General features: G+C 67.4%; 17 protein-coding genes. 16 read left to right on the top strand and 1 reads right to left on the bottom strand.

What is annotated here, in order from left to right:
• The first annotated feature begins 65 nt into the window (after positions 1–65).
• From C7416_RS19825 to C7416_RS19815, 3 genes are all read left to right on the top strand, one after another.
• Positions 66–701 (top strand): thiol:disulfide interchange protein DsbA/DsbL, encoded by a 636-nt coding sequence (locus C7416_RS19825; protein ID WP_062796259.1) that lies wholly within the window; start codon positions 66–68, stop codon positions 699–701.
• A 102-nt stretch (positions 702–803) separates the two neighbouring features.
• A complete protein-coding gene (locus C7416_RS19820; RefSeq protein WP_111520516.1) occupies positions 804–1,610 on the top strand; it encodes an SDR family oxidoreductase in 807 nt (268 codons plus the stop codon).
• A gap of 1 nt (position 1,611) precedes the next feature.
• The gene (locus tag C7416_RS19815; RefSeq protein WP_111520515.1) at positions 1,612–2,445 is read left to right on the top strand and encodes a helical backbone metal receptor; all 834 of its coding nucleotides are present in this window, start codon (positions 1,612–1,614) and stop codon (positions 2,443–2,445) included.
• Between the two features lie 5 nt (positions 2,446–2,450).
• Here the strand turns inward: C7416_RS19815 and C7416_RS19810 are convergent, their stop codons facing one another.
• On the bottom strand, positions 2,451–3,527 hold the full coding sequence (locus C7416_RS19810) for an MBL fold metallo-hydrolase (RefSeq protein ID WP_111520514.1): 1,077 nt from the start codon (positions 3,525–3,527) through the stop codon (positions 2,451–2,453).
• 212 nt (positions 3,528–3,739) lie between these two features.
• Here C7416_RS19810 and C7416_RS19805 point away from each other — a divergent pair, with 212 nt between their 5' ends.
• From C7416_RS19805 to C7416_RS19745, 13 genes are all read left to right on the top strand, one after another.
• Entirely contained in the window at positions 3,740–4,180 is a 441-nt protein-coding gene (locus C7416_RS19805) for a MerR family transcriptional regulator (RefSeq protein ID WP_111520513.1), read from the top strand.
• A 124-nt stretch (positions 4,181–4,304) separates the two neighbouring features.
• On the top strand, positions 4,305–4,781 hold the full coding sequence (locus tag C7416_RS19800) for a PaaI family thioesterase (RefSeq protein ID WP_111520512.1): 477 nt from the start codon (positions 4,305–4,307) through the stop codon (positions 4,779–4,781).
• 75 nt (positions 4,782–4,856) lie between these two features.
• Positions 4,857–6,038 (top strand): isovaleryl-CoA dehydrogenase, encoded by a 1,182-nt coding sequence (locus C7416_RS19795; protein ID WP_111520511.1) that lies wholly within the window; start codon positions 4,857–4,859, stop codon positions 6,036–6,038.
• Positions 6,039–6,159: 121 nt separating this feature from the next.
• Positions 6,160–8,013: a bifunctional isocitrate dehydrogenase kinase/phosphatase gene (aceK, locus tag C7416_RS19790; protein ID WP_111520510.1), complete on the top strand. Its 1,854-nt coding sequence runs from the start codon at positions 6,160–6,162 to the stop codon at positions 8,011–8,013.
• Positions 8,010–8,681, top strand: a complete 672-nt coding sequence (gene can, locus C7416_RS19785) for a carbonate dehydratase (RefSeq protein ID WP_012351453.1) — start codon at positions 8,010–8,012, stop codon at positions 8,679–8,681. The genes aceK and can overlap by 4 nt, the downstream gene beginning before the upstream one ends.
• 51 nt (positions 8,682–8,732) lie before the next feature.
• Positions 8,733–9,911 (top strand): acetyl-CoA C-acetyltransferase, encoded by a 1,179-nt coding sequence (locus C7416_RS19780; protein WP_111520509.1) that lies wholly within the window; start codon positions 8,733–8,735, stop codon positions 9,909–9,911.
• Between the two features lie 79 nt (positions 9,912–9,990).
• Positions 9,991–10,671: an SDR family oxidoreductase gene (locus tag C7416_RS19775; protein ID WP_111520508.1), complete on the top strand. Its 681-nt coding sequence runs from the start codon at positions 9,991–9,993 to the stop codon at positions 10,669–10,671.
• 32 nt (positions 10,672–10,703) lie between these two features.
• Complete coding sequence (locus tag C7416_RS19770) at positions 10,704–11,834, top strand: acyl-CoA dehydrogenase family protein (protein WP_111520507.1); 1,131 nt, start codon at positions 10,704–10,706, stop codon at positions 11,832–11,834.
• 106 nt (positions 11,835–11,940) lie between these two features.
• Positions 11,941–12,597 carry a 2-hydroxychromene-2-carboxylate isomerase gene (locus C7416_RS19765; RefSeq protein WP_111520506.1) on the top strand — a complete coding sequence of 219 codons (657 nt, stop codon included), beginning with the start codon at positions 11,941–11,943 and terminating at the stop codon, positions 12,595–12,597.
• Positions 12,594–13,280: an HAD family hydrolase gene (locus C7416_RS19760; RefSeq protein WP_018006630.1), complete on the top strand. Its 687-nt coding sequence runs from the start codon at positions 12,594–12,596 to the stop codon at positions 13,278–13,280. Before C7416_RS19765 ends, C7416_RS19760 begins: the two co-directional genes overlap by 4 nt.
• Positions 13,277–13,735 (top strand): YchJ family protein, encoded by a 459-nt coding sequence (locus C7416_RS19755; RefSeq protein WP_111520505.1) that lies wholly within the window; start codon positions 13,277–13,279, stop codon positions 13,733–13,735. The genes C7416_RS19760 and C7416_RS19755 overlap by 4 nt, the downstream gene beginning before the upstream one ends.
• Positions 13,732–14,409, top strand: a complete 678-nt coding sequence (locus C7416_RS19750) for a glutathione S-transferase family protein (protein ID WP_111520504.1) — start codon at positions 13,732–13,734, stop codon at positions 14,407–14,409. The genes C7416_RS19755 and C7416_RS19750 overlap by 4 nt, the downstream gene beginning before the upstream one ends.
• A gap of 61 nt (positions 14,410–14,470) precedes the next feature.
• Positions 14,471–14,760: carboxyl transferase domain-containing protein (locus C7416_RS19745; RefSeq protein ID WP_309250941.1), on the top strand; the 290-nt coding region annotated here is incomplete at its 3' end.

The following is a 14,760-nucleotide window of genomic DNA, read 5'->3' as shown; positions in this document are numbered from 1 at the left end:
CCGATGAACCGGGTGCCGCCGCCGCTGTCATACGCTCATCGTCCAAACCGCAAGGCCGTTCTCAAATGAAAAAACTCGCCGCACTGTTCGCCATGTTCGCCGCCGTGGGCGGCCTGCTGATGTCCGCCCCGTCGCAGGCGGCACCCACCGAAGGCAAGGAGTACCAGGTCCTGAAGACGCCCCAGCCGGTCGCGGCGGGCAAGATCGAGGTGACCGAGTTCTTCTGGTATGGCTGCCCGCACTGCTATGACTTCGAGCCCGACCTGGAAGCCTGGGTCAAGAAGCAGGGCGGCAACGTGGTGTTCAAGCGCGTGCCGGTCGCGTTCCGCGACGACCTGCTGCCGCACACCAAGATCTTCTACGCGCTGGAAGCCATCGGCAAGCTCGACGCCATGCACAACAAGGTCTTCAGCGCGATCCACACGGAGCGCAAGCGCCTGACCGACACCAACGAGATCGCCGATTTCATGGCCAAGAACGGCGTCGACCGCAAGGCCTTCCTGGATGCGTACAACTCGTTCACGGTGACGACCAATTCGCAGCGCGCCAACAAGATCGCCGACGCCTACAAGATCGACGGCGTGCCGACCGTGGTGGTGCAGGGCAAGTACGTGACCTCGCCGTCGATCGCCGGCAACAAGCAGGGCGCGGTGCAGACCATGGATTACCTGGTGGAGCAGATCAAGGCGAAGAAGATGTGATGGGCTGAGGGTTTGCTCCCATCCAGGAGCAAGAACCTGTGGCAAGCCAAACGGCTGGTATCCTGTACCAGCCGTTTTTTTTTATTCAGAGTTCCCGCCCTCATGCGTCCCCTCAAAGTCTTCCTCACCGGCGCCTCCAGCGGCCTGGGCCAGGCGCTTGCGCGCGAATACGCCGCGCAGGGCGCCATCCTGGGCCTGGTGGCGCGGCGCGAGGACGCGCTGCGCGAATTCGTGGCGACGCTGCCCAACCCCGGCGCGGTGCGCGTCTATGGTGCCGACGTGCGCGATGCCGAGGCGATGGCGCGCGCGGCGCAGGACTTCCTTGACCATTTCGGCTGCCCGGACGTGGTGATCGCCAACGCCGGAGTCTCGGTCGGCACTGTCGCCAGCGAGCGCGAGGACCTGGACGCCTTCCGCCAGGTGATGGAGACCAACTGGTTCGGCGTGCTGACCACCTTCCAGCCTTTCCTGCATGCGATGCAGGCGCGCGAGCCCGGCCACTTCGGACGGCGCGGCACGCTGGTGGGCATTGCCAGCGTGGCCGGCGTGCGCGGGCTGCCGGGGGCCGGGGCCTACAGCGCTTCCAAGTCGGCGGTGATCAAGCTGCTCGAAAGCCTGCGGCTGGAGCAGCGCCGGCACGGCATCCGCGTGGTCACGATCGCGCCCGGCTATATCCGCACGCCGATGACCGCGCACAACCCGTACCGCATGCCGTTCCTGACCGATGCCGACGTATTCGCGCGCAAGGCCGTGCGCGTGATCGCGGCGGGCCGGCGCTTCCGCGTGATCCCGTGGCCGATGGGCGTGGTGGCGGCGCTGCTGCACGTGATGCCGCGCTGGCTGTACGACGCGCTCGCCGCAGGCGCACCGCGCAAGCCGCGCCGCGCCGACGCACCCCGGGAGCCCTGAGATGTGGCGCGACGCCATCGGCCAGCAGCATGCCGCCGCCACCGGCGTGGTGCGGATCGCCTCGCTGGTGCCGTCCGTGACCGAGTTGCTGTTCGCGCTCGGGCTGGCGCGGCAGATGGTGGCGCGCACCGGCTTCTGCATCCATCCGGAACCGGCGGTGCGTGCCGTGCCCAAGGTGGGCGGCACCAAGGACGTCAACCTGGCGCGGCTGCGCGCGCTGGCGCCCACCCATGTGGTGGTCAATATCGACGAGAACCGGCGCGAGACGGTCGACGAGATCCGCGGCTTCGTGCCCAACGTGATCGTCACCCATCCGTGCGCGCCGGAAGACAACCTCGGGCTGTACCGGCTGCTGGGTGGCATCTTCGGCTGCCATGCCGAGGCCGAGTCGCTGTGCGCGGCGCTGCAGGCGCAACTGGATGCGATCCGCGTGCGGCCATGGCCGCCACGGCGCGTGCTGTACGCGATCTGGCAGGACCCGTGGATGACGGTGTCGCGCGACACCTATATCAGCCGCATGCTGGCGCTGGCCAACTGGCAGACCTGGCCCGGCGGCGCGGACGCCATGCAGGCCTGCGACGGCGGCAACTGCAGCCGTCCGAATGCGCCCGGCGAGCGCTACCCGACCTTCCGCTGGAGCGATGCGCTGGTGCGCGAGCTCGACCTGGTGCTGCTGTCGACCGAGCCCTACCGCTTTACCGAAGACCATGCCGAGGCGCTCGAGCGCCAGCTCGGCAAGCCGGTGCTGCTGGTCGACGGCGAGATGCTGTCCTGGTACGGCAGCCGCGCCGTCGACGGGGTGCGCTACCTGGCGGCGCTGGCGGCCGCCAACTGAGGACCTCAGGCGGCGCGGAAGCGGATCACGCCGTCGTCGCCGGTTGCGCGCACCAGCTCGCCGCGGTGCCACAGGCAGTGCAGGTGGGCCAGCGACTCGCCCATGGCGAAGGTCATCTGGTGGATGTCGAACTGGCGCTTGAAGATCACGCTGACGATGTCGTGCGCGCAGCAGGGCTTCTCGCGGCACGCCTCCAGCGTTTCGGCGAGGCGGTCGGCATGGTGTTCGCGCAGCTGCAGGATGCGGGTATGCAGGTTGCGGAAGGGCCGGCCGTGCGACGGCAGGATCAGCACGTCCTGCGGCAGCGGCTCGTACTTGCTTAGCGAATCCAGGTAAAGCTGCAGCGAATTGGCCTCGGGTTCCATGTCGAACACGCTGACATTGGTCGAGATGCGCGGCAGTACCATGTCGCCGGAGATCAGCACATTGGTGGCGGCGTTATACAGCGCCACATGCTCGGGCGAATGGCCGAAGCCGGTGATCACGCGCCAGCAGGAGGTGGCCGCGTCGGTGCCGATGCGCACCGTGTCGCCCTCCATCAGGCGGCGGTATTGCGTCGGCAGGTCCGGCACCAGCGACGGGTAATAGGTCTTGCGCGCGCGCAGCTTCTCCTGGCTGTCGGCATCGGTCAGGCCATGCAGCGCGAAATGCGCGGCGGCGGCCTCGCCGCCGGCACTCGACCCGGCCCCGGTGCCGCTGCCCATCACGCGCGCGCTCATGTAGTCGCCCAGGCTCATCCACAGGCGCACGTCGAAACGCCGGCACAGCCAGTGCGCCAGGCCGACGTGGTCGGGATGGCTGTGCGTGACCAGCACGCGCACCACCGGCAGGCCTTCCAGCTCGTTGGCGAAGATGGTTTCCCAGTGCGCCTTGATGGTGTCGTTGGTGATGCCGCAGTCGACGATGGTCCAGCCCTCGCGTCCGTCCAGGCGGTCGCGCAGCAGCCACAGGTTGATATGGTCGAGCGCGAACGGCAGCGGCATGCGCAGCCAGTAGACGCCCGGGGCGACTTCCTGCCTGGTGCCGGGCGCCGGCATGGTTTCGCCGAACGGGTATTGGAGCTGGTGTTCGAGTGCGTTCATGAGGAGTCTCGTGGTCGAAGCCTGGCGGCGGCGCGCGGGCTTTCTCGTTCTGCCGGCACGTCCCCGATCATGCGCGAGGGGGGGCGTGCAAGCACCGGTTGCCAGCCGATCTGGTTGACGCTAACGTAAACGTCAACCATACGGGTTCGTTTCCATCTTAAGCGAAAACTTGACTTCGCAACGAACGACCGTTCACTTTCTTTGGTCAGGCCATGTCAGCGACGCCAGCGGCGGCTTCCGCCACCTACACCATTACCGACCTCGCGCGTGAATTCGACGTCACGCCGCGTGCCATCCGCTTCTACGAGGACCAGGGCCTGCTGTCGCCGCAGCGCGAAGGGCCGGGCGGGCGCAAGCGCGTCTACAACGGCCGTGAGCGGACCCGGCTCAAGCTCACACTGCGGGGCAAGAGGTTGGGGCTTACTCTCAACGAGATCCGCGAGATCCTTGATCTTTATGAATCGCCGCGCGATACCGCCCCGCAACTGGACCGGTTCCTGGTCGCGCTCGCCGCGCACCGCCGCACGCTGGAGCGCCAGATGGAAGACCTGCAGGCGCAACTGGCCGAGATCGACCAGCACGAGCGCCAGTGCAGGGCGTTGCTGGCGGCGCAGAGCGGCGACGACGCGCAGGACCAGAGCCATGCCGCCTGAGCGGCATTTGTGCATGCCTCCGTGCGATCCAGCATTGACGTTTACGTAAACGTAAATAGAATAGCCGGACAGCGCGTTGGCCGTGCGCTGTCCATCCAGACAGGCCCCCACACCGGAACCCGCCATGACCGCCTCTCTCGCCCATGCCGTGCCCGCTGAACCGGAACCGCTGTCCGCCGCGCGGGCCGACGCCATTGCCACCAGTTTCTCGCGCCAGGGGCTGATGCGCACCTTCGGCGCCGAGCTGGCGCGCGTGCAGCGCGGCGAAGTGGAACTGGCAATGCCGTGGTCCGAGGGCGTGACCCAGCAGCACGGCTTCTTCCACGGCGGCGTGGTCGGCGCACTGGCCGACAGCGCCTGCGGCTATGCCGCGCTGACGCTGGTCGGCGAAGAAGAGGCGGGCCTGACCGCCGAGTACAAGATCAACCTGCTGTCCCCCGCCCAGGGCGAACGCCTGGTGGCGGTGGGGCGGGTGCTCAAGCCCGGGCGCACGCTGATCGTGGCGCAGGGCGATGTCTACGTCGAGCAGCAAGGCCGCCGCAAGCCGGTGGCGACCATGCTGATGACGCTGTGCGTGGTCAAGACGCTGGGCCACGTCTGAACCGATCGATCCGGCGACCCCGGAACCCATAGACACACCGACACACCGACACACCGATTCCTACAGGAGACCATCATGACTGAACTGCCAGGCCTGAAATTCGATCTGGGCGAAGACATCGAAATGCTGCGCGGCGCCGTGCGCGACTGGGCCCAGGCCGAACTGGCCCCGCGCGCCGGCGAGATCGACCGCACCGACCAGTTCCCGATGGACGCCTGGAAAAAGATGGGCGACCTCGGCGTGCTCGGCATTACCGTGGCCGAGGAATACGGCGGCGCCAATATGGGCTACCTGGCCCACATGATCGCGATGGAGGAGATCAGCCGCGCCTCGGCCTCGGTGGGCCTGTCGTACGGCGCGCATTCCAACCTGTGCGTGAACCAGATCCATCGCAACGGCACGCCGGCACAGAAGGCGAAGTACCTGCCCAGGCTGGTCTCGGGCGAATGGATCGGCGCGCTCGCGATGAGCGAGCCCAACGCCGGCTCCGACGTGGTCAGCATGAAGCTGCGCGCGCAACTGAAGGGTGACCGCTACGTGCTGAACGGCACCAAGATGTGGATCACCAACGGCCCGGACTGCGACGTGCTGGTGGTCTACGCCAAGACCGAGCCCGAGCTGGGTGCGCGCGGCATGACCGCGTTTATCGTCGAGAAGGGCATGAAGGGCTTCTCGGTGGCGCAGAAGCTGGACAAGCTGGGCATGCGCGGCTCGCACACCGGCGAGCTGGTGTTCGAGGACGTCGAGGTGCCGGTCGAGAACATCCTGGGTGCCGAGAATGGCGGCGCCAAGGTGCTGATGAGCGGCCTGGATTACGAGCGCGCGGTGCTGTCCGGCGGCCCGGTCGGCATCATGCAGGCGTGCATGGACGTGGTCACGCCGTATATCCACGACCGCAAGCAGTTCGGCCAGAGCATCGGCGAATTCCAGCTGATCCAGGGCAAGGTGGCCGACATGTACACCACGCTGCAGGCGGCGCGCAGCTACCTGTACACGGTCGGCAAGAACCTGGACGCGCTCGGCAGCGACCACGTGCGCCAGGTGCGCAAGGACTGCGCCGCGGTGATCCTGTACACCGCGGAAAAGGCCACCTGGATGGCGGGCGAGACCGTGCAGATCCTGGGCGGCAACGGCTATATCAACGAGTACCCGGCCGGCCGCCTGTGGCGCGACGCCAAGCTGTACGAGATCGGCGCCGGCACCTCGGAGATCCGCCGCATGCTGATCGGGCGCGAGCTGTTCGCGGAAACGATGTAACGGTGCGCGGGGACGCCGGAATCACCTCCGGCGCCCCCGGACATCCGGGGCGCTGGCCCGGAACCCATTTACAATCTCACTACCCGTCGCAAGACCGTCACGCAGTCGTCCCCGTCGACCCATGTCCCACTTCCCCAAACTGCTCTCCTCGCAGATTGCCTACGATGTGGCGAGAACGATGCTCGACGGGTTCGACAAGCACTACCGCCTGTTCCGCGAGGTCAGCCACCAGGCCAAGCTGAAGTTCGAGGCCGGCGACTGGCACGGGCTGCAGCAGATCCAGCGCGACCGCATCGCCTTCTACAACGAGCGCGTGCGCGAGTCCAGCGTGATCCTGGAAGACGAGTACGACGCCGAGAATATCGAGGACGAGATCTGGCAGCAGATCAAGCTGCACTACATCGGGCTGCTGACCAACCACCACCAGCCCGAGCTGGCCGAGACCTTCTTCAACTCGGTGTGCACGCGCATCCTGCACCGCTCGTACTTCAACAACGATTTCATCTTCGTGCGCCCGGCGATCTCGACCGAGTACATCGAGAATGAGGAATCGCCGACGCGCCCGACCTTCCGCGCCTACTATCCGGGTAGCCGCGAGGGCATGGCTGCGTGTTTCGAGCGCATCGTCCACAACTTCCAGCTCGAGCGGCCGTTCGAGGACCTGCAGCGCGACATCGGCTACGTGGTGCGCGCCGTCGGCGAGCATTTCGGCGACCTTCGCATCGCGCCGAATTTCCAGATCCATACGCTGTCGTCGCTGTTCTTCCGCAACAAGGCGGCCTTCATCATCGGCCGCATCGTCAACGGCGACCGCACCTTCCCGCTGGCGATCCCGATCCTGCACGGGCCGTCGGGCAAGCTGGTGCTCGACACGGTGCTGCTGAAGAAGGAACAGCTGCTGATCCTGTTCTCGTTCACGCACTCCTACTTCATGGTCGACATGGAGATCCCGTCGGCCTACGTGACCTTCCTGCGCGACATCATGCCGCGCAAGCCGCGCGCGGAGATCTATACCTCGCTGGGCTTGCAGAAGCAGGGCAAGAACCTGTTCTACCGCGATTTCCTGCACCACCTGCAGCATTCGTCGGACAAGTTCATCGTCGCGCCCGGCATCCGCGGGCTGGTGATGCTGGTGTTCACGCTGCCGTCGTATCCGTACGTGTTCAAGGTGATCCGCGATGTTTTCCCGGCGCCCAAGGAAACCACGCGCGAGCTGGTCAAGTCGAAGTACCAGCTGGTGAAGCAGCACGACCGCGTCGGCCGCATGGCGGATACGCTGGAATACTCCGACGTGGCGTTCCCGCTGTCGCGCTTCGACGAGGCGCTGGTGCGCGAGTTCGAGCAGCACGCGCCATCGATGATCGAATACCAGCGCGCCAAGGACGGCGGCGAAGAGATCGTGGTGCGCCACGTCTATATCGAGCGCCGCATGACGCCGCTGAACATCTACCTGCAGGAGGGCTCCGACGCGCAGGTCGAGCACGGCGTGATCGAGTACGGCAACGCGATCAAGGAGCTGATCGCGGCGAACATCTTCCCGGGCGACATGCTGTACAAGAACTTTGGCGTCACGCGCCACGGGCGCGTGGTGTTCTACGACTACGACGAGATCGAGTACCTGACCGACTGCAACATCCGCCACGTGCCGCAGCCGCGCAACGAGGAAGAGGAGATGTCGGGCGAAGTCTGGTACACGGTGCGTCCGCACGACATCTTTCCCGAGACCTTCCGCACCTTCCTGCTGGGCGATCCGCGCGTAGGCGCGGCGTTCCTGCGCCACCATGCGGATTTTTTTGACCCTGCCATGTGGCAGAGCCACAAGGACCGGCTGCTGGCCGGACATGTCCATGACTTTTTTGCCTATCACGCTTCAGAGCGATTCATTCACCGCTACGGCGCCGAGCCGTCCGTCGATCAGCCCGGCCCACACCCCCACCCACAGCCCGCTGCCGGCCCTGCAAGGAGAGTCGCATGAATGACGCCATCGCCCAGCTGTTCCGCAACAACCGCGACTGGGTCGACCGCGTCAATGCGGAAGATCCGGCCTTCTTCACCCGCCTGGCCAACCAGCAGGCGCCGGAATACCTGTGGATCGGCTGCTCCGATTCGCGCGTGCCGGCCAACCAGATCCTGGGGCTGGCACCGGGCGAGGTGTTCGTCCACCGCAACATCGCCAACGTGATCGCGCACAGCGACCTGAACGCGCTGTCGGTGATCCAGTTCGCGGTCGAAGTGCTCAAGGTGCGCCATATCACCGTGGTCGGCCACTACGGCTGCGGCGGCGTCAAGGTGGCGCTCAAGCGCGAGCGCATCGGCCTGGCCGACAACTGGCTGCGCCATGTGCGCGACGTGGCCGACAAGCACGAGTCCTACCTCGGCACCATCCTGCGCGAGGAAGACGCCCATACCCGGCTGTGCGAGCTCAACGTGATCGAGCAGGTCAACAACGTCTGCCAGACCACCGTGATCCAGGACGCCTGGGCCCGCGGCCAGGCCATCACCGTGCACGGCTGGATCTACGGCGTGTCCGACGGCCTGCTGCGCGACCTCGGCATGGCCGCCAGCAACAACGACGAGCTGCACGAGCAGCTGGCCGCGGCCTACCGCCAGTACGGCGAGCCGCCGCAGGCCTCGATTCGCTAAACCATCTATCCGCCACCACCGATACCTAGCTACCGATCCAGGAGACCCGACATGGAAGAGATCGTCATCGTTTCAGCCGCGCGCACGCCGATGGCTGCGTTCCAGGGCGAATTCGCCAGCGTCACCGCGCCGCAGCTCGGCGCCGTGGCCATCCGCGCGGCGGTCGAGCGCGCCGGGCTCAAGCCCGAGCAGGTAGAGGAAGTGGTGTTCGGCTGCGTGCTGCCCGCCGGCCAGGGCCAGGCCCCGGCGCGCCAGGCGGCGCTCGGCGCGGGCCTGCCGCTGGGCACGGGCTGCACCACCGTCAACAAGATGTGCGGCTCGGGCATGCGCGCGGCCATGACCGTCTATGACGGCCTGGTCGCCGGTTCGTTCGACATTGCCGTCGCCGGCGGTATGGAGAGCATGACCAATGCGCCGTACCTGATCCCGAAGGGTCGCGGCGGCTATCGCATCGGCCACGGCATGATTTACGACCACATGATGCTGGACGGCCTCGAAGACGCGTATGACAAGGGCCGCGCCATGGGCACCTTCGGCGAGGACTGCGCCGCCAAGTACGGCTTCACGCGCCAGCAGCAGGACGAATTTGCAATCGAAAGCGTGCGCCGCGCGCAGCAGGCCACCGAGAACGGCGACTTCCGCTGGGAGATCGCGCCGGTAACGGTATCGGGCAAGGGCGGCGACACGGTGATCGATACCGACGAGGGCCCGCGCCGCATCAAGCTCGACAAGATCCCGTCGCTCAAGCCGGCGTTTGCCAAGGACGGCACCATCACCGCGGCCTCGTCGTCGTCGATCAACGACGGCGCCTCGGCGCTGGTGATGATGCGCGCCTCGACCGCGAAGGCGCTGGGCCTGCAGCCGATCGCGCGCATGCTGGGCCACACCACTCATGCGCAGGCACCGGGCTGGTTCACTACCGCGCCGGTCGAGGCCATCGCCAAGCTGTACCGCAAGCTCGACTGGAACACCGACAGCGTCGACCTGTTCGAGATCAACGAGGCCTTCGCCGTGGTGCCGATGGCGGCCATGCACGACCTCAAGATCCCGCGCGACAAGGTCAATATCCACGGCGGCGCCTGCGCGCTGGGCCACCCGATCGGCGCCTCGGGCGCGCGCATCATGACCACGCTGATCGGCGCGCTGCGCAAGACCGGCGGCAAGCGGGGCGTGGCGAGCCTGTGCATCGGCGGCGGGGAGGCGACGGCGGTGGGGATCGAGATCCTGTAACGCGATCCGTTCCCGCTTTGTTTGCTCCCCTCTCCCATAAATGGGAGAGGGGAGCGAAACCAGAAAAAGGAGGCCCACCTTGCCAACCGCCCTCATCCTCGGTGCCTCGCGCGGCATCGGCCTTGAATTCGTGCGCCAGTACCGTGCCGACGGCTGGCGCGTCATCGCGGCGGCGCGCACGCCCGAAGGCGTCGGTGCGCTGGAGGCGCTCGGCGCCGAGGCGCACCAGGCCGACCTGTCCGATGCCGGCGCGGTGGCGGGCCTGGGCTGGAAGCTCGATGGCGAGGCGCTCGACGTGGCGATCTACAACGCCGGCGTGATGGGGCCGCGCACCGAGAGCGCGCAACCGGTCACGCCGCCGGAGTTCGACCGCGTCATGCATGTCAACGTGCTCGGGCCGATGATGGCGCTGCCGTTGCTGCTGCCCTATGTCGAGGCCGGGCAGTCGGGCCATGGCGGCGTGCTGGCGGTGCTGTCGTCGCGCATGGGCAGCATCGGCGCGATGGAGCACAGCACCAGCTGGCTGTACCGCGTCAGCAAGGCCGGCGCCAACGCGGCGCTGCGCGCGGTGGCGCTGGATGCGCGCCACGCCACCTGCGTCGCGCTGCATCCGGGCTGGGTCAAGACCGACATGGGCGGCCAGGAAGCCGACCTGACCGTGCAGCAGAGCGTCAAGGGCATGCGCCAGGTGCTGGCCGGCGTCAAGCGCCGCGACAACGGCACCTTCCACAACTACGACGGCACGCCCATCCCCTGGTAAGGGCGGCCCGCACACTTCATCACCGAACCGACATGCTGCTGACCCCCGAACAGGAAATGATCCGCGACGCCGTGCGCCAGTTCACGCAGGAAGTGATCGCGCCGCAGGCCGCGCAGTGGGACCGCGACAAGACCTTCCCCAAGGACGTGCATCGCGAGCTGGCAGCGCTGGGCGCGTATGGCGTGGCGGTGCCGGAGCAGTATGGCGGCGCCGGGCTCGACTACCTGTCGCTGGCGCTGATCCTGGAAGAGATCGCGGCCGGCGACGGCGGCACCTCGACCGTCATCAGCGTCAACAACTGCCCGGTGTGCAGCATGCTGATGTCGTTCGCCAGCGAGGCGCAGAAGCAGCAGTGGCTGGTGCCGCTGGCGCGCGGCGAGATGCTGGGCGCGTTCTGCCTGACCGAGCCGCACGTCGGTTCCGATGCCGCGGCGCTGCGCACCACGGCGGTCCGCGACGGCGACCACTACGTGCTCAACGGCGTCAAGCAGTTCATCACCAGCGGCCAGAACGCCGACGTGGCGATCGTGCTGGCGGTGACCGACAAGGCCGCCGGAAAGCGCGGCATCAGCGCCTTCATCGTGCCGACCTCGACCCCGGGCTACGTGGTGGCGCGGCTCGAGGACAAGCTCGGGCAGCATTCGTCGGACACCGCGCAGATCCTGTTCGAGGACTGCCGCGTGCCGGCCGCCAACCTGCTCGGCGACGAGGGCGGCGGCTACAAGATGGCGCTGTCGGGGCTGGAGGGAGGCCGCATCGGCATCGCCTCGCAGAGCATCGGCATGGCGCGCGCCGCGTTTGAAGCGGCGCTTGCGTATGCCAAGGAACGCGAGAGTTTCGGCCAGCCGCTGTTCCAGCACCAGGCGGTGCAGTTCCGCCTGGCCGAGATGGCCACGCGCATCGACGTCGCGCGCCAGATGGTGTGGCACGCCGCCGCGCTGCGCGATGCCGGGCGCCCGTGCCTGAAGGAGGCGGCGATGGCCAAGCTGTTCGCAAGCGAGATGGCCGAACGGGTCTGCTCCGATGCGATCCAGGTGTTCGGCGGCTACGGCTATGTCAGCGACTTCCCGGTCGAGCGCATCTACCGCGACGTGCGCGTGTGCCAGATCTACGAGGGCACCAGCGACATCCAGAAGATCCTGATCGCGCGCGCGCTGGCCTAGCGCCGCCATTTGCGCGTACGATGGGCAGGCGTGCCGCGCCGGCGTCACGCCCGCGTCACGTTTTCCCCCGCAACCGGACCTGCAACCACAAGAATAGGGCCCCGACATGACCGCAGCGATCGACTTCTACTTCGATTTCTCTTCGCCGTACGGCTACTTCGCCAGCACCCGTATCGACGACCTGGCGCAGAAGTACGGGCGCAACGTCGCCTGGCATCCGATCCTGCTGGGCGTGGTGTTCAAGACCACCGGCGCGTCGCCGCTGCCGCAGCTGCCGCTCAAGGGCGACTACAGCTGGCGCGACTTCGAGCGCACCGCGCGCTTCCACGGCATCGACTACAAGCGCCCCACGCATTTCCCGCTGCCGACCACGCATGCCGCGCGCGCCATGCTGTGGCTGCAGAACCATCACGGCGACGACCTGGCCGCGGCCTTTGCCCGCTCGGTGTACCGCGCGCTGTTCGTCGACGATATCAACATCGCCGAGCCGGCCGAGATCATGAAGCTGGCCGAGCCGCTGGGCGTGGACGTGCAGGCGCTCGATGCCGGCGCCACCAGCTACCAGATCAAGGACCAGCTCAAGGCCGAGATCGAAGTGGCGATGGCCAAGGGCGTGTTCGGCTCGCCCTTCGTCATCGTCGACGGCGAGCCGTTCTGGGGCTTCGACCGCTTCGACCAGGTCGAGGCCCACCTGAAGAGCCGCCGCCAGACCGAGCTCAGGGCCGTGCCCAACCCCGAAACCAAGGAAAAGAAACCCGCATGACTGCAGCAACCCCCGGCCATTCCGGCCGCTTCGATTGTGTGATCTTCGATTGCGACGGCGTGCTCGTCGACAGCGAGCCCATCGTCAACCGCGTGCTCAACCAGATGCTGAACGAGCTCGGCATCGAGATCTCGCTGGAAGACTCCACGCGCCTGTTCCTGGGCCGCGCGGTGCGCGAAGAACTTGACATGATCGAACGCATGCGCGGCGCGCCGCTGCCCGAGAACTGGCTGTCAACCTGGCTGGCGCGCCGCAATGCGGTGCTGGAAGAAGAGGTCGCGGCGGTGGCGCATGTGCGCGAAGCCATCCGCGCGGTCGCCGCTACCGGCATGCCGGTGTGCGTGGCGTCGGGCGCGGACCGCGTCAAGGTCAAGCTGCAGCTGACCAAGACCGGGCTGGTCGAGCTGTTCCAGCAGGACCAGCGCGAGCATATCTTCTCGGCCACCGAGGTGGCCCGCAGCAAGCCGGCACCGGACGTGTACCTGCTGGCCGCGCGCACCATGGGCGTCGAGCCCGCGCGCTGCGCCGTGGTGGAAGACAGCCCGACCGGCGTGACCGCGGGTGTGGCGGCCGGCATGACGGTGTTCGGCTACGCCGCGCGCAACGATGCCGCGCAGCTGCGCGAGGCCGGCGCGCGCATCATCTTCACCGACATGCGCGAGCTGCCGGAGCTGGTGGGATGACGGGCGCAAGGGCGGCGAAGGCAACCAAGGCGGCGCAGCGCCTGCCCAAGGCCGGCCCGGTGCCGTGCCCGTGCGGCAGCGCTGACTATGACGCCTGCTGCGGCCGCTTTCACCGCGGCGAGGCGCTGCCGCCCAATGCCGAGGCGCTGATGCGCTCGCGCTACAGCGCCTATGTGCTGAACGATATCGACTGGCTGCGCCAGACCTGGCATGCGTCCACCTGCCCGGCCGACCTGGTGCCCGACACCGCGACGCGCTGGCTCGGCCTGGCGGTCAAGGCGCATGCGCAGCAGGACGACACGCATGCCGAAGTGGAATTCGTGGCGCGCTACAAGGTAGGCGGTCGCGCCTGGCGGCTGCATGAGCGCAGCCGCTTTGTCTGCGAGGCGCGCGCCCCGGGCGAGGCGCCGCGCTGGCTTTATGTGGATGGCGACATCATCGGGGAGAGACCATGAGCACCGACAAGCAGAACGAGCCCGAGTACCTGCTGTATTGCTTTGCCCAGTCCGGCAACGCCTACAAGGTGGCGCAGCTGCTGGAAACCGTCGGCGTGCAGCGCGGCCAGCCGTTGTGGCGGGCGCGCTTTGTCGATTTCTTCAACGGCGAGACCCGCACCCCGGAATACCGTGCCATCAACGTGATGGGCGAGGTGCCGGTGCTGGAGTTCGGTGGCCAGCGCCTGTCGCAGTCCGGCGCCATCCTCGAGACGCTGGCCAAGCGCCTGGATGCGTTCGGCCCGCGCAACGAAGTCGAGCGCGCCGAGGTGCTGCGCTGGCTGCTGTTCGACAACCACAAGTTCACCTCGTACACCGCCACCTATCGCTTCATGCGCACCTTCGCCAGGTCGCCCGATCCGGCCGTGCTGGAGTTCTTCCGCGCGCGCTGCGAAGGCGCGTGGAACGTACTGAACGCACACCTGGACGGACGCGACTTCGTGCTGGGCGAGCGCCCCACCATCGCCGACTTCTCGCTGGCCGGCTACGTCTTCTTCGATGACGAGATCGGCGTGCACTGGCGCAAGGAATATCCGCATATCCACGCGTGGACCGAGCGCTTTCGCGCCTTGCCGGGCTGGAAGCATCCGTATGAGCTGATGCCCGGGCACCCGTTGCCCAAGGCAGCCGGCTGAGGCCGGCCGCGGCAGGACGGCGGCAGGCGGCGCACAACCCAATCTGGCAAGAGACTCCGAGATGCCCACGCTCGAAAGCAAACTGAACGCCCGCTCCGAATCCTTCAAGGCCAATGCCGAGTCCATGCGGGCGCTGGTGGCCGACCTCAAGGCGAAGATCGCGAAGCTGGCCGAAGGCGGCGGCGCGGCCGCGCGCGACAAGCACCTGGCGCGCGGCAAGCTGCTGCCGCGCGAGCGCGTGCAGCAGCTGCTCGATCCCGGCACGCCGTTCCTGGAGCTGTCGCAGCTGGCCGCGTACGACATGTACGACGATGCCGCGCCCGGCGCCGGCATCATCACCGGCATCGGCCG

The organism is Cupriavidus phytorum (assembly GCF_003254285.1).
GTDB lineage: Bacteria > Pseudomonadota > Gammaproteobacteria > Burkholderiales > Burkholderiaceae > Cupriavidus > Cupriavidus phytorum.
This window is presented reverse-complemented; position numbering and strand designations above follow the sequence as displayed.